Annotated in this window: 24 protein-coding genes; 18 read left to right on the plus strand and 6 right to left on the minus strand. The window is 71.8% G+C overall.

The features are described from left to right. On the plus strand, positions 1–528 hold a 528-nt coding region (locus tag ACFRQN_RS34830; protein ID WP_380744431.1), incomplete at its 5' end, for an RICIN domain-containing protein. Between the two features lie 150 nt (positions 529–678). On the opposite strand, the gene ACFRQN_RS34835 is transcribed toward ACFRQN_RS34830, so the two are convergent. Further along, positions 679–1,236: a hypothetical protein gene (locus ACFRQN_RS34835; RefSeq protein WP_380744433.1), complete on the minus strand. Its 558-nt coding sequence runs from the start codon at positions 1,234–1,236 to the stop codon at positions 679–681. A gap of 134 nt (positions 1,237–1,370) precedes the next feature. Continuing rightward, positions 1,371–4,406 carry a BTAD domain-containing putative transcriptional regulator gene (locus ACFRQN_RS34840; protein ID WP_380744435.1) on the minus strand — a complete coding sequence of 1,012 codons (3,036 nt, stop codon included), beginning with the start codon at positions 4,404–4,406 and terminating at the stop codon, positions 1,371–1,373. 142 nt (positions 4,407–4,548) lie between these two features. On the opposite strand from ACFRQN_RS34840, the gene ACFRQN_RS34845 reads away from it, so the two are divergent. The 3 genes from ACFRQN_RS34845 (at position 4,549) to ACFRQN_RS34855 (ending at position 6,385) form a co-directional block, all read left to right on the plus strand. Continuing rightward, positions 4,549–5,331 carry an alpha/beta fold hydrolase gene (locus ACFRQN_RS34845; protein WP_380744437.1) on the plus strand — a complete coding sequence of 261 codons (783 nt, stop codon included), beginning with the start codon at positions 4,549–4,551 and terminating at the stop codon, positions 5,329–5,331. A 109-nt stretch (positions 5,332–5,440) separates the two neighbouring features. Beyond that, positions 5,441–5,746, plus strand: a complete 306-nt coding sequence (locus ACFRQN_RS34850) for a hypothetical protein (protein WP_117485076.1) — start codon at positions 5,441–5,443, stop codon at positions 5,744–5,746. Between the two features lie 99 nt (positions 5,747–5,845). Then, complete coding sequence (locus ACFRQN_RS34855; RefSeq protein WP_380744439.1) at positions 5,846–6,385, plus strand: NUDIX hydrolase; 540 nt, start codon at positions 5,846–5,848, stop codon at positions 6,383–6,385. A 54-nt stretch (positions 6,386–6,439) separates the two neighbouring features. Here the strand turns inward: ACFRQN_RS34855 and ACFRQN_RS34860 are convergent, their stop codons facing one another. The 4 genes from ACFRQN_RS34860 to ACFRQN_RS34875 all read right to left on the minus strand — a co-directional run bounded on the left by ACFRQN_RS34860 (position 6,440) and on the right by ACFRQN_RS34875 (position 8,746). Next, on the minus strand, positions 6,440–7,063 hold the full coding sequence (locus ACFRQN_RS34860; RefSeq protein WP_380744441.1) for a GNAT family N-acetyltransferase: 624 nt from the start codon (positions 7,061–7,063) through the stop codon (positions 6,440–6,442). Positions 7,064–7,145: 82 nt separating this feature from the next. Then, on the minus strand, positions 7,146–7,697 hold the full coding sequence (locus tag ACFRQN_RS34865; RefSeq protein ID WP_380744443.1) for a hypothetical protein: 552 nt from the start codon (positions 7,695–7,697) through the stop codon (positions 7,146–7,148). A gap of 15 nt (positions 7,698–7,712) precedes the next feature. After that, positions 7,713–8,147: an ATP-binding protein gene (locus ACFRQN_RS34870; RefSeq protein WP_380744445.1), complete on the minus strand. Its 435-nt coding sequence runs from the start codon at positions 8,145–8,147 to the stop codon at positions 7,713–7,715. Between the two features lie 110 nt (positions 8,148–8,257). Continuing rightward, the gene (locus tag ACFRQN_RS34875) at positions 8,258–8,746 is read right to left on the minus strand and encodes an NUDIX domain-containing protein (RefSeq protein ID WP_380744447.1); all 489 of its coding nucleotides are present in this window, start codon (positions 8,744–8,746) and stop codon (positions 8,258–8,260) included. Positions 8,747–9,090: 344 nt separating this feature from the next. Between ACFRQN_RS34875 and ACFRQN_RS34880 the strand changes: the two genes are divergently transcribed. The 14 genes from ACFRQN_RS34880 to ACFRQN_RS34945 all read left to right on the plus strand — a co-directional run bounded on the left by ACFRQN_RS34880 (position 9,091) and on the right by ACFRQN_RS34945 (position 15,382). Then, entirely contained in the window at positions 9,091–9,921 is an 831-nt protein-coding gene (locus tag ACFRQN_RS34880) for a helix-turn-helix transcriptional regulator (protein ID WP_117485065.1), read from the plus strand. After that, positions 9,918–10,130 carry a DUF397 domain-containing protein gene (locus ACFRQN_RS34885; protein ID WP_380744450.1) on the plus strand — a complete coding sequence of 71 codons (213 nt, stop codon included), beginning with the start codon at positions 9,918–9,920 and terminating at the stop codon, positions 10,128–10,130. The genes ACFRQN_RS34880 and ACFRQN_RS34885 overlap by 4 nt, the downstream gene beginning before the upstream one ends. A 145-nt stretch (positions 10,131–10,275) precedes the next feature. Then, the gene (locus ACFRQN_RS34890) at positions 10,276–10,482 is read left to right on the plus strand and encodes a DUF397 domain-containing protein (RefSeq protein WP_117485061.1); all 207 of its coding nucleotides are present in this window, start codon (positions 10,276–10,278) and stop codon (positions 10,480–10,482) included. 4 nt (positions 10,483–10,486) lie between these two features. Further along, entirely contained in the window at positions 10,487–10,735 is a 249-nt protein-coding gene (locus ACFRQN_RS34895; RefSeq protein ID WP_380744452.1) for a DUF397 domain-containing protein, read from the plus strand. Further along, positions 10,725–10,934, plus strand: a complete 210-nt coding sequence (locus ACFRQN_RS34900; RefSeq protein ID WP_380744454.1) for a DUF397 domain-containing protein — start codon at positions 10,725–10,727, stop codon at positions 10,932–10,934. The genes ACFRQN_RS34895 and ACFRQN_RS34900 overlap by 11 nt, the downstream gene beginning before the upstream one ends. A 55-nt stretch (positions 10,935–10,989) precedes the next feature. After that, positions 10,990–11,220: a DUF397 domain-containing protein gene (locus tag ACFRQN_RS34905; RefSeq protein ID WP_117485058.1), complete on the plus strand. Its 231-nt coding sequence runs from the start codon at positions 10,990–10,992 to the stop codon at positions 11,218–11,220. Further along, positions 11,213–11,440 (plus strand): DUF397 domain-containing protein, encoded by a 228-nt coding sequence (locus ACFRQN_RS34910; protein WP_380744457.1) that lies wholly within the window; start codon positions 11,213–11,215, stop codon positions 11,438–11,440. Before ACFRQN_RS34905 ends, ACFRQN_RS34910 begins: the two co-directional genes overlap by 8 nt. A 30-nt stretch (positions 11,441–11,470) precedes the next feature. Further along, entirely contained in the window at positions 11,471–11,686 is a 216-nt protein-coding gene (locus ACFRQN_RS34915; RefSeq protein ID WP_380744469.1) for a DUF397 domain-containing protein, read from the plus strand. A 10-nt stretch (positions 11,687–11,696) separates the two neighbouring features. After that, positions 11,697–11,909, plus strand: coding sequence for a DUF397 domain-containing protein (locus ACFRQN_RS34920; RefSeq protein WP_380744459.1), 213 nt, complete (start codon positions 11,697–11,699; stop codon positions 11,907–11,909). 4 nt (positions 11,910–11,913) lie between these two features. Next, positions 11,914–12,147 carry a DUF397 domain-containing protein gene (locus tag ACFRQN_RS34925; RefSeq protein ID WP_380744461.1) on the plus strand — a complete coding sequence of 78 codons (234 nt, stop codon included), beginning with the start codon at positions 11,914–11,916 and terminating at the stop codon, positions 12,145–12,147. Positions 12,148–12,288: 141 nt separating this feature from the next. Continuing rightward, the gene (locus tag ACFRQN_RS34930; protein WP_380744463.1) at positions 12,289–13,677 is read left to right on the plus strand and encodes an alpha/beta hydrolase; all 1,389 of its coding nucleotides are present in this window, start codon (positions 12,289–12,291) and stop codon (positions 13,675–13,677) included. Positions 13,678–13,944: 267 nt separating this feature from the next. Next, positions 13,945–14,391, plus strand: coding sequence for a peptidase inhibitor family I36 protein (locus ACFRQN_RS34935; protein ID WP_380744466.1), 447 nt, complete (start codon positions 13,945–13,947; stop codon positions 14,389–14,391). A gap of 59 nt (positions 14,392–14,450) precedes the next feature. After that, a complete protein-coding gene (locus ACFRQN_RS34940) occupies positions 14,451–14,891 on the plus strand; it encodes a peptidase inhibitor family I36 protein (RefSeq protein ID WP_074005336.1) in 441 nt (146 codons plus the stop codon). A 56-nt stretch (positions 14,892–14,947) separates the two neighbouring features. Continuing rightward, the gene (locus tag ACFRQN_RS34945) at positions 14,948–15,382 is read left to right on the plus strand and encodes a peptidase inhibitor family I36 protein (protein WP_074005337.1); all 435 of its coding nucleotides are present in this window, start codon (positions 14,948–14,950) and stop codon (positions 15,380–15,382) included. Positions 15,383–15,467: the final 85 nt, after the last annotated feature.

A 15,467-nucleotide genomic window follows, 5' to 3' on the forward strand; every position in this document is an offset into this window, starting at 1 on the left:
GGCCAGAGCCCGGCCGCGCCCGCGCCGACCTCCGCCGCCCCCGACCGCCCCGCCCCCGGCGAAACGGCCACCCCCACGACGCCCGCGACCCCGACGCAGTCCGCCCAGCCCACGCCGCAGCCCAAACCGCAACTGCCCGCCGAGGCGCGGATCACCGGCACCAACGGCGCGCTGGACAACTACTCCTCCAACGACCAGGACGGCAACACCGTCGGCACCTACTTCGCCAACGGCACGGCGGCGCAGCTCTGGCGGCTGGACCGGGTCGCCGACGGGATGTACTACCTGCGCAACGCCTCCAGTAACTTCACCAAGGTGCTGGACCAGGACCGCAGGAGCGGACTGGTCCAGATCTGGACGAGCCCGCCGGCCGACTGGAACCAGGTCTGGGCCATCGCGCAGGTCCCGGGCGGCTACCGGATCGCCAACGTCGCCACCCAGCTGTGCCTGACGTCCGAGGGCATCGGCGTCGGGACCCACGTGGCGTCCTGCACGGGCGCGCAGAACCAGGTGTGGACGTTCAACTGAGCCGCCGGGAGCCGACTGCCCGGCTCCGACCGGAGACCGCCGTCGACCGGGGCCGCGACGGCGAGCTGTACGACTACGACGCGGACGACGCCGGGTTCGTCCGGGATCCGGGGGCCGGGGCGGCGCTGTGGGCGGTGCCACGGCCCCGGGTCACCACGGGGCCATCACCAGCTCGCCGATCACCTGGAGGCCGACTCGCGCCGCCAGCCACGGGGCGCGTTCGGCCTCGACCTGCTTGACGTGCACGAACACCGTGTGGTCGGCCGCCGGCTCCGTCAGGTCGAGGTCCCGGGCATGCGCGCAGACCGTCACGAAGGCGCCCCTGGGACCTCCGGCACCGAGGCCGATGTCGGGAGCCTCCGGCCAGCCGGAGAAGTCCCAGCGGACCGACACCGGGCATGCCCCCGCCGCCGCCAGGACCGGCCGCACCACGTCCGCGGACATGCCCCAGCCCATCAACCGGACCGGGAGGTGGGCCGACGGCGGGTCACCCCTGTCGGAGGCGCCGTGTCCGGCGCCGTCGGCCCACCACTCGGCACCCGGCAGGAGGCCCAGGAGCCGTTCGAGGGCCCGCGCGTCGGGAACGCGCGCGTCGAAGTCGACCTCGAGCTCCCGGGTGTCGGCGAGATCCAGCAACCGCCCGGCGGCCCGCAGGGCCTCGTCGAGGTCCGCCGTCCTCAGGACCGGTCGCGCGTAGGAGTTGGCCATGGCGGGGAGTCTGCCAGGGCGCCCGCACTCGGAGATACCGGTTTTGTCCGCGCCCTGGACCTGCCGGTGTCCCCCTGTCCTCCCTCGGAGGCGCCCCCAGGTCGGCTCGCCGGACCGGGCGGACCTCCGGCGGGTCACGCCGGCAGCCAGGACGGCCACTGTCGGCGCGGCCGGACGGCGGGCCGGGCCGGGCCGATCAGCTCGCGCAGCCGGGCGGCCTCGGGGGAGCCGATGGAGGCCAGGATGTCGTAGGCCTCCGACCGGTGCGCCCGGGCCGCGTCCCCGGCGGCATCCCCGGCATCCCCGGTGCCCTCGGCGGCCGCGCGGTCGGCGAGCGCGTCGCCGAGCGCCGCCAGGGCCAGCCCCCGCCCCCGGCGGTCGCCGTCGAGCGTCAGCACCTCCACCGCCCGCCCGGCCGCCGCCACCGCCTCCTCGCCGCGGCCGACGGCGCGCAGCGACTCGGCGAGCCGCAGCAGCGTACGGCCGGTGCGGCGCCGGTCGTCCGGCCGCAGCAGGGCCAGGGCGTTGCGGTGGTGGCGCAGGGCCTGCTCGTACTCGCCGCGGTCGTGGGCGATCGTCCCCAACGAGTCCAGGGCGAGCGCCTGGAGTTCGTGGTCGGCGAGCTCGTGGCAGATCAGCAGCGACTGGTCGACGACGCGCACCGCCGCCTCGGACCGGCCGAGCCCGGTGAACGCGCCCGCCAGGTTGAGCAGTTCGGCCGCGACCGAGCGCCGGTCGCCGAGCCGCTCCCACACCGAGATCGCCGCCGTGAAGCCGTCGACGGCGTCGCCCGGCCGGCCGACCTGGGCGAACAGGGCGGCCAGCGAGGCGTGGGCCAGGGCGAGCAGCGGCCCCGGCAGGTCGTGGGCGGTGCACAGGTCGCGGGCCCTGAACAGCTCGGCGAGGGCCGCGGGTTCGGAGCCGACCTCGGTCAGCAGCCGTCCGAGCACCAGCCGGGCCCTGACCTCGCCCGTCCGGTCGCCCGCGCGGACGGCGGCGTGGAGCAGCACCTTGGCCGCGTGCCCGAGCGGCCGGGCGGCCTGGCCGGTCTCGCACAACAGGACGTAGCCGAGCAGCAGTTCGGCCGCCAGGTCGAGCCGGGGCGGCTCGGGGAGGGTGGCGTACTGGCCGACCAGCGCGCCGATGCCGCGGTAGTCGCCGCGGCCGTGGGCCGCCGCCGTACCGCAGCCGCCGCTACGGGCGGCGGCACCGGTGAACGGCAGGGCGGCGCGGGCGGCGGCCGGGCCGAGGGCCGCGACGGTCTCGCCGTGGTGGCGGGCCACCAGGCGGGTGAGGACGGCGGCCGGCCGGTCCCCCTCCGCCTCCGCTTCCCCCTCCGGGGCGAGCTGCAGGGCGAAGGCGCGCAGCAGGTCGTGGTACCGGTAGCGGTCCGGCGGCGCCGTCTCCAGCATCGAGCAGTCGACCAGCGACTCGGCCAGCTCCTCGGCCTCCCGCTCCGGCAGGCCGAGCACCGCCGCGACCGCCCCCGGCGACAGGTCGGGCACCTCCGGAACCGCCAACAGGCGGAAGGCCCGGGCCTGTTCGGGCGTCAGCTGGTCGTAGCCGAAGCGGAACGCCGACTCGACGGCGAGGTCCCCGGCGCGCAGCACGTCCAGCCGCCGGCGGTCCCCGGCCAGCTTGTCGAGCAGCCGGGCCATCGACCAGCCCGGCCGGCAGGCGAGGCGCGCGGCGAGGATCCGTACGGCCAGCGGGAGGTGGCCGCAGAGCCGCACGAGCTCCCCGGCCGTGTCCGCCTCGGCCCGCAGTCGCTGCCCGCCGACCACCCGTTCGAGCAGGCCCAGGGCCTCCTGCGGGGCGAACGCGGTCAGCTCGACGACGTGCGCGTTGGGAAGCGAACCGAGCCTGGCCCGGCTGGTGACGAGCACGGCGCAGCCCGCCCGGCCGGGCAGCAGCGGCCTGATCTGCTCGGCGTCCCGGGCGTTGTCGAGGACCACCAGCACCCGCCGGCCCGAGAGCAACGAGCGGAACTGGGCGGAGCGTTCGGCGAGCCCGGGTGCCAGCCCCTCCGGCGGCACGCCCAGGGACCGCAGGAAGGCGCCCACCGCCTCCTCGGGCCGGGTCGGGCGGCCGTCGGCCCCGTGCAGGTCCAGGTAGAGCTGGCCGTCGGGGAAGTCCGCGGCCAGCGTGTGCGCGACGTGGACGGCCAGCGCCGTCTTGCCCACGCCGCCCAGGCCCGACACCGTCGCCACGGGCATGGTGCCGGGGGAGAGCAGGACGGCCCGCAGCGCCTCGGTCTGCGCCTCGCGGCCGGTGAAGTCGGCGAGGTCGGCCGGGACTTGGGTCGGCCGGACGGCCGGCGGGTACGGCGCGCGGGCCGCGGCGGCGGGCCGGGCCGTCGTCGGTGCGGGCGAGGAGGTGGGCGTGGCCGAGGGTGAGGACGTGGACGCCGAGGTGGGCGCGGGCGCCACGAGCGCGGCGTCGGCCACCAGGATCCGGCGCTGCAACTCGCGCAACCCGGGCCCGGCCGAGACGCCGAGCTGCGCCCGCAGCCGCCGGTCCGCCGCGCGGTACACGCCCAGGGCCTCCGCCTGCCGGCCGGTCCGGTAGAGGGCGAGCATCAGCAGTTCGGAGAACCGCTCCCGGAGCGGGTACTCGGCCACCACGGCGGCCAGTTCGGCGACGGCCTCGCCGGACGGCCCGGCCTCGACCTCGGCCTCCAGACAGGACTCCAGGACGGTCACCCGGCGCTCGGCCCACTCGCCGCGCTGCCGCTCGGCGTACGGGCCGGGCAGCCCGGTCATCGGCTCGCCCTGCCACAGCGCCAGCGCCGAGCGGAGCACGGCGGCGGCGCGGGCGTGCTGCCCGCCGACGCGCAGCCCCCTCGCCTCGCCGAGGAGTTCCTCGATCCGGTGGGTGTCCAGCCCGCCGGCGTCCAGGGCGAACAGGTAGCCCCCGCTGAGCGTGGTCGGTGCGGCGGGCCCCAGGACGCGGCGCAGGCGGTGGACGTACGTCCGGATCACGGCGGAGGGCTTGGCGGGCGGATCATCGCCCCACAGGTCGTCGACCAACTGACCGGTCGACACCGGGTGGTTGGCCCTCAGCAGCAGCGCGAGCAACAGGCTCCGCTGCTGCGGCGATCCGAGCACGAGCTCGCCGCCGTCCCGCCACCCCCGCAGCGGCCCCAGCACCGTGAACCGTAAACCACCCACCGGCCAATCCCCCTCCGCCCGCACACGATCCCCCGGCCGCGCATTTTACCGACCGCATCACCCCTGGTCAGGGACGAGGCCCCGGGCCCGTCCGGGAGTACGGGGATACCCTGGCCGCCGGACCGGGAACGAGGGGGAGAGCGTGACGCACGCGACGGCACCGGACGGCACCCGGATCGCCTACCAGTTGCGCGGCGAAGGGGCGCCACTGGTCCTGCTGGCCGGCCAGGCCAACGACCACCACTGGTGGGACGCGGTCCGCGCCGACTTCCACCCCGCCCGCGCCACCCTCACCCTCGACCACCGCGGCACCGGCGGCAGCGACAAGCCCGACACCCCGTACAGCACCGAACAGTTCGCCCGGGACGTCGTCGCCGTCCTCGACGACCTCGGCATCGACCGGGCCGACGTCTACGGCACCTCCATGGGCGGACGGGTGGCCCAGCAGCTCGCCGCCCGCCACCCGCACCGGGTGCGCGCCCTGGTCCTCGGCTGCACCTCACCCGGCGGCCCGCACGGCGTCGAACGCGGCGCCGACGTCCGCCGCGCCCTGGCGCAACCCGACCCCGAGGCCGCGCGACAGGCCCTGCTGGAGCTGATGTACACCCCCCGGTGGCTCGACTCCCACCCCGGCCCGCACCACACCCTCGGCGACCCCGCCATGCCCGCCCACGCCCGCCGCCGCCACCTCGCGGCCAGCAACCGGCACGACGCCTGGGACCTCCTGCCGGCCATCGGCGCCCCCACCCTGGTCCTCCACGGCGCCGACGACCGGCTCAACCCCGCCGCCAACGCCCCGCTGCTCGCCGCCCGCATCCCCGGCGCCCGCCTGCACCTGCTCCCCGGCGCCCGGCACGCCTACTTCGAGGAGTTCCGCACCACCGCGAGCCCCCTCGTCCTGGACTTCCTCACCAGCGCCCAGTAGGCAAGCGGAAGGACCGGTTTCGGCCAGTCGTGTCGCCGGTGGATACAACCGATCACATCTTCGGCATGCTGACCGCTCACGTTGTCCGGACACGACAAAGGAGAAGGCCATGCGTCGAATCGCGGCTCTGGGGGCGGGTGCGGCACTGCTGGTGGCCGCCGGTGTGATGGCGGCGCCGAGCGCCTCGGCGACCTCGTACTGCAGCACCACCCAGGGGACGAACTGGGGCTCGGTGAGCTGCCAGACCACCGCCACGAAGAACCACTGGCAGCTGGTGCTGGTCTGCAACAACGACAACGTCAAGGGCAGCCAGGCGACCGTCAACGGCCTCTGGCACATGGGCAACGGCAGCGACACCCTCTACTGCCCCACCGGCTACAGCGCGGCGTACACCAAGGTCAACAACGACAACTGACCCGCCGGGTAGGGGAGTCGGCTGTTCGGTCGCCGGGCCCGCCGCCGCCCGAGGTGGGCGGGCCTGGCGACATCCGGGCAGGCCCGTACAGTCCCGGCCATGACCGACACCACCGCGTTGTGGCGCGAGACCGAACGCACCACCGTCTTCAGCAAGTTCGGGCGCTCCGTCGACCGCGTCGGGTTCGAGCTGCCCGACGGCAGGACGAAGGACTTCTACCTCAAGCGCGAGAACCCGGGCGGCGCGGTGCTCGCCCTCACCCCCGACCGGCGCGTGATCCTCGCTCGCCAGTACCGGCCCGGCCCCGACCGCGTGCTGTACGAACTGCCCGGCGGCCTCGTGGACCCCGGCGAACAGGCGGTGGACGCCGCCGCCCGCGAGCTGCTGGAGGAGACCGGCTACCGGGGCCAGGTCCGCGCCGCCGGCTCGTACTGGCTGGACGCCTACTCCGACGTCCGCCGCTACGCCTTCGTCGCCACCGACTGCGTCAAGGTCGCCGAACCGCGCCCGGAGCGCAACGAGTTCATCGACGTCGTCACCGTCGACCTGGACGAGTTTCGCACCCGCGTCCTGCGCGGCGGCGAGATGACCGACACGGCCGCCGCCTACCTCGCCCTGGACACGCTGGGCCTGTTGTGAGCCGGGCGAGTCCCGGATCTCCGGACCGCGTGCGCGGCGGTCCGGGCCCGGGCGTCAGCCGGTGGTGTCGGTCAGCAGCCGTCCTGGGGCCGCCTCCCGCAGTGCACGCCCGGACATGAGGCCCGGCAGTTCCGGCAAGCGCTCGGCCCGGCGCTGGAGGAGGTGGACCTTCGCCTCGGGGAGATCGGCGACGCGCAGCAGCTGCCAGCCCTGACCACGCTGGTAGTAGCGCGACAACTGTTCCTGGGCGGTGCCGCGACGCACCCAGCGGATGCCGTTCACGGCAGCGTGGTCAAGGGCCCACCAGGCGAGCAGGCGCCCGAGGCGGTAGGGATTCGGCCGGGTGAAGCTGGTCGTGAGGAAGAGGCTGGGCTCGGCACGTTCCTCGTCGGTGAAGCCCCACAGGGGGAGGGCGTCCTCCCGCATGATCGTCGTGCAGCCGACGACACCGCGTTCCCGGTGCTCCAGCACCCACACGGGAATGTCCGGGTTCGCGGCCTGGGCCCCGAACTCGTCGGCCACCGCCTCGCACTCGCCGAGCCCGCGCTCCGACAACCAGCGGGAACGCTCGCGGATCATGTCGGCGATCGCGGCAGCGTCCGCCGCGGTCGCCTCGCGCATCCGAAACACCGGTGGCTCCTCTTCTACGTGATGGTCCTTCGGATTGCTCGACGGCATGGTCACCACCGCGGAGGCCGGCGGGTCCGCCAGCGTGCTGCGCAGGAAGTCGGACCCGCCGACTTCCTGCGCAGTGGGGTTCTCAGGGTCGGGTGGCTCGGGCGCGGCAGTGGGCGAGGGCGTACTTGATGCGGGTCTCGGAGTGGTGGGTGGTGGTGAGGAGTTCGCCGGCGGTGGTGAGGGCGGTCCAGTAGCGGGTGGGGTTTCCGGTGCGGGGGAGGGGGTGGGTGGTGGTGAGGGAGAGGTAGGCGGTGGTGAGGTTGCCGGTGGTGAACCAGCGTTGGAGGCCGTGGTGGTGGCCGGGGCGGAGGCTGCCGTGGGCGTCGATGGCGGTGAGGAGGTGGTCGACGATGGTGAGTTCGGTGTCGGTGAGGGACTTGGGGATGTCGAAGACGCCGAGGGCTTCGAGGAGTTCGCCGGTGTCGGTTTCGGTGCCGGGGCGGGGGTCGGCGAGGAGGGTGTCGTAGCAGTCGTTCAGGCGGCGGGTGGCCTCGGCGTGGGGGATGGTGAGGGCGAGGCAGACGGCGCGGGCGGAGGGCAACGGCTTGCGGGTGCGGCGGGCGAGGAGGGCGTACGTCTCGGCGGGGGTCCGGCCACGGGAGAGGGCGTGGCGGGCCAGGGTCGTGAGGTGCATGGGGGGTTCGGGCTTTCAGGCGGTGACGAGAGCGGGGGCGGGGGACGGGGCGATGTGGGCCCAGACGTATTTGCCGATGCCGTCGGGCTGGGAGGAGCAGCCCCAGCGTTCGGCGAGTTCGTTGACGAGGAGCAGGCCGCGGCCGTGCTCGGCGTCCGACGCGGCGGTCCGGAGGGTGGGGTGGGCGCCGCCGGCGTCGTGGACTTCGAGGCGGAGGCGGGAGTTGACGAGGGTGAAGCGGATCTCGATGGGGTGGTCGTCCGGCGCGTCGGAGTGCTGGACGGCGTTGGCGAAGAGTTCGCCGAGGAGGAGTTCGGCGGTGTCGGCGTAGCGGTCGCCGGAGGGCAGGCCGGAGAGGTACGCGCGGAGGAGGTAGCGCGCGAGGGGCGTGGACTCGATGCGGGAGTCGAGGCGCGCGACGAACATGCGGGGGCGGCGGGTTTTGAGCATGGCGAAGTACCTCGGGGGAGGGTGCGTGCGGGGGGAGTGCGCCGTGCGGGACTGTTACTGAAGGCCTGGACCGCGCCCATGGCGGTCCGGCCTGGGGGGTGTCGCCTTGGTCAGCCGACCGGGACCGGGACGCCCTGGATGAGGAGGGGGAGGCCGTCGCCGTGCTCCCAGGCGTCCCAGGCGTCCTCGACGCGGCGGTACTGGTCGTCGGCCATGGCGTTGCGGAGCTGATGGCGGGGGACCCAGTGGAGGGCGTGGATCTCCTCCGAGGGCTGGTGGTGGCAGACGAGTTCGGCCTGCTGGGGCGTGAGCATCCCGCCCGCGTAGACGAGGTCGAGGCCCTCGGGGAACTCGGCGGCGGGCACGTAGTCGATGGTGAGGATGGTGCGGAGGGGCAGGACGAGCCCGGTCTCCGTTTCGAGGTGCCGGCGGGCCGCGAGGTGGGGGAGCTCGTCCTGCTCGGCGCTGCCGCCGGGGAGGATGAGGCCGTCCCGGTAGAGGGGATCGACCAGGAGGACGAGGAGTTCGCCCGACCCGCCGGGGTCCTCGCGCAGGGCGAAGACCTGCTGGCCCGACCGGCGGGCGGGGGGTTTGGTCAAGATGCGGGTCCTGCTCAACTCTGCTCCAGGTACGAGGAATTGGTGGCTGGCGGCAGCGGATGCTCGTCGATGGGACAGCGGCCGGGCGGCCGAAGTGTCGCCTCCGCGAAGACGCTCTCGCACGGCTCACCGTCCTCCAGATCGCCGAAGTGCTGGTTGGCTTCGTGGAGTTGGAGGAGAGGTTCGGGATTCCGTGCGTGATGCATGAGATCTCCACAGGTTGCTCTGTGCGCCCGGGGAGTCACCGGGTGTAGCCATAGTGCCGCCTTGGCCGCTACGATCGGAAGGCTTCCCCACTTGACAGTTCACCCGTGTGGAATTCGCGCAGCAGTGGAGGTCTGACGATGCGTGAGTCTCAGCTGGATCCATCGGCTTCACCCCTCAAGGCGTTCGGGGCCCAACTGCGCAAGCTGCGCAAGGCGGCAGGCCTGACGCAGACGCAACTCGGCTGGCGAACGAACTTGAGTGATAGTCAGATTTCGAACCTCGAAAGAGGGACACGCAATCCCACACTCGACTGGGTTCGTTTGGCTGACAAGGCCATCGATGCCGGTGGGACATTGGAACTGACGTACTGGAGTCTCAACGGGTCGTCGCTGCTGGAAGGGTTCCCCGAGTACGCAGCGCAAGAGGCGAAAGCTCGGGGTATCTCCCACTTCGAGCTGGGCATCATTCCGGGCCTGCTCCAGACCATGGAATACGCCAACGCCTTCGCGTTGGCGGCCGTACGGCGCGGCAGCATCACCGAGGAGCAGGCGGCAGATCGACTCGACTTCCTGGCCACACGCCAGAGGCTGCTTGGCCAGCGGTCAACGGCGCGCCTGCACTTCGTCTTGGACGAAGGAGCCCTCCTGCGAACGGTAGGAGGGTCCAAGGTCATGGCTCGGCAGCTGGCGCATCTTGAAGACCTCGCGAGCCGTCCGAACATCACCATCCAGGTAGCGCCGTTCTCGCTTGCGGAAGAGTTGCCGTTCACCATGGTTGTTACGCTGCTTACCATGGCGGATCGATCACTCCTGGCATACTCGGAGTGCCAGTTGCGCGGCTTCCTCGCGCGGGACGCTGATACGGCTCAGGCCTGGGAACGGGACTACCATCAGCTCCAGGTGGAAGCCCTGCCGAAGGCTGCGTCACTGGAGAAGATCCGCAAGCAAGGCGTGAGAGGAACGTCATGAACTCCCCTGTAGACCTGTCCGACGCCGCATGGTTCAAGAGCAGTTACAGCAACAATGGCGGTACCTGCGTCGAGGTGGCTCCAGACTTCCCTGGCCTGGCCCCTGTCCGTGACTCCAAGGACCCCGAGGGTCCGGCTCTCGTCTTCCCGGCCGATGCCTGGAAGTCGTTCGTCACCGCTGTCCGCAGTGGCGAGTTCGGCGACGTCTGAATCGGAGCCCGAAGGCGGCCCCTGCTTGGGGGCGGTTCCAGGGGCATCGTCTACCAGGCTCAGGCCGTGAAGAGGCAGCCAAACGCTCGGCTGGGGGTTCCCAGCCGAGCGTTTTTGCGTGAGCGGGGGAGGGCACGGGAGGGTCATGGAACTTGACCTCGCCGGCGCCGGGTGGCGGAAGAGCACGTACAGCAACAACGGGGGCAACTGCGTCGAGGTGGCGGACGGCTACCCGGGTGTCATGCCGGTCCGGGACTCCAAGGATCCGGAGGGGCCGGCTCTCGTCTTTCCGGTCAAAGAGTGGGAGTTGTTCGTTGCCGCTGTCCGCAGTCGTGAGTTCGACGTACTTTGAGGGGATGACGATGCACGACGGCATCACCCTCGACCAGGGCGGCTACTGCTGGGCCAAGTCCAGCTACTCGGCTGGTGAGAACGGCAACTGCATCGAGGTCGGCCGGACCCCGGTCGGCACCGTCCCGGTGCGCGACACGAAGCAGCACCGGCGCGGCCCTGTCCTGGAGTTCACCCCGGCGGCGTTCCAGGTCTTCCTCGACGCGGTCAAAGCGGGCGAGTTCCGGAAGGGCTGTGAGTGCGATGGAACTTGACCTTGCCGGCGCCGGGTGGCGGAAGAGCACATACAGCAACAACGGGGGTGACTGCGTCGAGGTGGCGGACGGCTACCCGGGTGTCATGCCGGTCCGGGACTCCAAGGATCCGGAGGGGCCGGCTCTTGTCCTCCCGGCTGAGGCCTGGACGTCGTTCGTCGCCGCTGTTCGCAGTAGTGAGTTCGACGTTCAGCTGTGACGGTTCGTCGTTGCGGTCCGCAGCGGCGAGTTCGACGTACTTTGAGGGGAATGCCATGGCCGACCGCCGAGATCTGTCCGGTGCTTCCTGGGTCAAGTCGACGTACAGCCAGCAAGGTGGCAACTGCCTTGAGATCGCGCGTGGCTTCCGTGAACTGATGCCGGTCCGGGATTCCAAGGACCCCCATGGCCCTGCCCTGATCTTCCCGGCCGAGGCCTGGGTGTCGTTCGTCGCCGCTGTCCGCAGTGGCGAGTTCGGCGAACTCCGAGAGGATGACCATGGGTGACGGCACCATCCTCGATCAGGGAGGCTACTGCTGGGCCAAGTCGAGCTACAGCAGCAGCGAGAACGGCGACTGCGTCGAGGTCGGCCGGACCGCGACCGGCGCCATCCCGGTGCGCGACACCAAGCAGCATCGGCGCGGCCCCGTCCTGGAGTTCACCCCCGTGGCGTTCCAGGGCTTCCTCGACGCGGTCAAAGCGGGCGAGTTCCCGGTTCAGCTGTGACGGGTGAGGACGATCGGGCGCGGAAGGAAGATGAGTGCTATGGATCTTGACCTTGCCGGCGCCGGGTGGCGGAAGAGCACGTACAGCAATGGTGGGGGCGGCTGCGTCGAGGTGGCGGACGGGTACCCGGGCATCATGCCGGTCCGGGATTCCAAGGATCCGGAGGGGCCGGCCCTCGTCTTTCCGGTCAGGGAGTGGGAGCTGTTCGTCGTTGCGGTCCGCAGTGGCGAGTTCGACGTACTTTGAGGGGAATGCCATGGCCGACCGCCGAGATCTGTCCGGCGCTTCCTGGGTCAAGTCGACGCACAGCCAGCAAGGCGGCGACTGCCTTGAGGTTGCGCGTGGCTCTAGAGAATCGATGCCGGTCCGAGACTCCAAGGATCCCCAGGGTCCGGTCCTCGTCTTCCCGGCGGAGGCCTGGGTGTCGTTCGTCGCTGCTGTCCGCAGCGGCGAGTTCGACGTACTTTGAGGGGATGACGATGCACGACGGCACCACCCTCGACCAGGGCGGCTACTGCTGGGCCAAGTCGAGCTACAGCAGCAGTGAGAACGGCAACTGCGTCGAGGTCGGCCGGACCGTGACCGGCGCCATCCCGGTGCGCGACACGAAGCAGTGTCGGCGTGGCCCTGTCCTGGAGTTCACCCCGGCGGCGTTCCAGAGCTTCCTCGATGCCGTCAAAGCGGGCGAGTTCCCGGTTCGGGGCTGATCGGCAACAGGGGGCCGTCCGGGTCGTGACGGCTCGCTCCCCGGGCGAATCCCGCCCGGGTGCTCGCCATCGAAGTGCCCTGGGGCGCAGGCTGCTTCCGTGACCGCGTCGCACGGGCGCGGTGCGAGCGGAAGGACTCACATGACGAGCACGCGCGGCCGCATCGCCGCTCTGCTGGGCGCCGTCGCGGTGGTCGCCGGCACCACCCTGGCCACCCCCGCCACCCCCGCAGCCGCCACGGACAGGCCAGGCGGCGGGATCACCGGGCAGGCACCCTGTCCGGACGCGCCCGAGTTCACCTGCGGGACCCTCACCGTCCCGCTGGACCACAGCGGCGCCGTCCCCGGCACCCTCGACCTCGCCGTGGCCGTCGGCGGCAACACCAAGGCCCCCAAGGGCGACCTGCTGTTCCTCTCCGGCGGCCCCGGCCAGGCCAGCGTCCCGACGGTGCGGCAGATGGCGGGCAAGCTGGAGCCCGTCCTCAAGGACTACCGCCTGGTGATGTACGACCAGCGCGGCACCGGCCGGGGCGCACTCCAGTGCCCCGGCCTCCAGGAGGACATGGGCTCCTCCGACCTCGCCGTGCCGCGCAAGCAGTCGATCGCCGAGTGCGCCGCCGCCCTCGGTCCGAACGCCCGCTTCTACAGCACCGCCGACACCGTCGCCGACATCGACCTGCTGCGCCGTGCCCTCGGCGCCCGGCGCCTCACCCTGGACGGCGTCTCGTACGGCACCATCGTCGCCGAGCGGTACGCGCTCGCCCACCCGTCCCGCGTAGCCAGGCTGGTGCTCGACTCGGTGGCGCCGCCAGGGGGTTTCGACCCCCTCGACCTGGCCGCGATGCCCGCGACCGCCCGGGTGCTGCGGGCCGCCTGCCAGGCCACCGGCTGCACCACCGACCCGGCCGCCGACCTCGCCGCCACCGTCCGCCGCTACGGCAACGGGGCGCAGGTCCTGAGCGCGCTCACCGGATACGAGTTCATCGACCCGGACTTCGGCGGGGTCCCGGAGGCGCTGCACGAGGCCGCCGCCGGGCAGCCCGCCAAGCTCCAGGACCTCTTCGACCTCGTCCACCAGGTGGTCGACGCCGCCCCGGCCGAGGACCTCAGCCAGGGCCTGCACTCCGCCACCATCTGCGCCGACGCGCGCTTCCCGTGGGGCAGCACCGACACCCCCGTCGAGGGCCGGGCGGCCGCGCTGGAGCGCACCCGGCAGCGGCTGACCGCCGAGCAGACCTGGCCGTACGACCCGGCGACCGCGACCGGACTCGGCAGCCTCCTGGTCTGCCTGGACTGGCCGCGCGAGCCGGTGCCGCCGATCCCGCCGGCGCACCGCAAGCTGCCGAACGTGCCGGTGCTGCTGCTCGGCGGCGACCGCGACATCGCCACGCCGTACGAACTGCTCTACGAACAGGCGAAGTTGGCGCACGACCCGCAGATCGTGATCGTCCCCGGGGCGGCGCACTCGGTGCAGAACCGGGCGGCGAACCCGGCCGGACGGCAGGCGGTGTACGACTTCCTACTGAAGTAGCCGAAGTAGCCGAAGCAGCCGGGGAACGGAAAGCCCGGGGCCCGGACCGCAGCCACCGCGGTCCGGGCCCCGTCGGCGTCCGCGGGCCACGCTACCTATGCCCGGACGCTACGGTCCGGCCAGGTCGCCGACTTAGGTCGCCGGCGCCGGTTCCCCATGCAGTCGGATGACCGATGCGTCCCGCCTGCCCTCGCCGCCACAGTGGTGCTGCTCCGCGAACGAACGTCGGAGCGCCCCCTGGGCAGTTGAAGAGCAGAGGAGACCATCATGATGAACCTGCGGCGACTGGCGACGAGGCTCGCGGTGGGTGCCGCCACGGTGGCCGGGGTGCTCGCCGCCACGACGACGACGGCGAGCGCCGACATCCTCACCTCGATCGAGACCGGTCCCGGCAAGTGCCCCGCCAACTGGGTGTGCCTGTGGAGCGAGAACAACTACATCGTGGGGAACCCGAAGGGCGGGGTCGACTACGGGGCCGTGGGCGCGAACGAGAACACCCCGGACCTGGCGTCGTTCAAGTACGAGAGCAAGCTCTGGCGCTGGAAGGGCATGGCGGACGAGGCCTCCTCGGTCGTGAACAACACCGGGAGCAGCATCTGCTTCTACGAGCACAGCAACTACGGCGGCCTGGAGTTCAAGATCGGCCCCCGGGAGAAGTGGGCCTCCGTCCCGTCGTGGATCAACGACAAGATCAGCTCCTTCAAGTTCTGCTGACCTGCCCCCTCCCTTCCTCCCTCCCCTCCTTCTCCTTTCCTCGACCTGAACGGATCGTCATGAAGCTCTCCAGGAACCTGGCCAAGCTGGGCCTGTCCGCCGCCGCCGCCGTCGGCCTGATCGTCACCGGGGCGACCTCCGCGAGCGCCACCAACGTCTACGACATCGGCCACGGGGCCGGGTCGTGCCCCGACGGCTACGTCTGCCTGTGGTCGGAGGCCAACTTCATCCGGGGCGGGACCATCAACGACGCGAAGTTCGGCTCCTTCGCGTCGAACCAGGACACCGGCGACATGGGCAAGCTCCAGAAGCGCAGCTCCGGTGGGGACAAGGGCATGCAGGACATCACCTCGTCGGTGCTGAACAACACCGGGAGCAGCATCTGCTTCTACGAGAACAACTGGTACACCGGCCTGGAGTTCAAGATCGGCCCTGGGGAGCACTGGCCCTACGTCCCATCGTGGATCAACGACAAGATCAGCTCCTTCAAGTACTGCTGACCCCTCATCGCCTCGACCCCCACCTCGACTCCCCACCTCGACCTGAACGGATCGTCATGAAGCTTTCCCAGAAGATGACCAGGCTCGGCCTGTGCGCGGCCGCCGCCGTCGGACTGGTCGTGACCGTGTCGGGCTCCGCCAGCGCCAACACGATCCTCGGCATCGGTCAGGGCGCCGGCGCGTGCCCCACCAACTACGTCTGCCTGTGGACCGAGAACAGCTACGTCGGCAACACGGGCTCCACCGGCAAGTTCCCGGCGATCGCCTCGGACCAGAACATCAGCGACATGGGCAAGCTGGAACGGAAGAACGGCCTGTGGACGGGGATGCAGGACGTCACGTCGTCGGTGGTGAACAACACCGGGAGCAGCATCTGCTTCTACGAGAACAACGACTACGGCGGCCTGGAGTTCAGGATCGGCCCCTGGGAACGGTGGCCCTCCCTCCCGTCGTGGATCAACGACAAGATCAGCTCCTTCAAGTACTGCTGATCCGCCGCAGGACCCGGCCGACCCCCGCGGCCGTGTGAAACCGGGCAGGGGCGGGGTCGGTTGGGCCGGGTGCGGCGACGTGCCG

Source organism: Kitasatospora sp. NPDC056800 (assembly GCF_042789775.1).
Lineage (GTDB): Bacteria > Actinomycetota > Actinomycetes > Streptomycetales > Streptomycetaceae > Kitasatospora.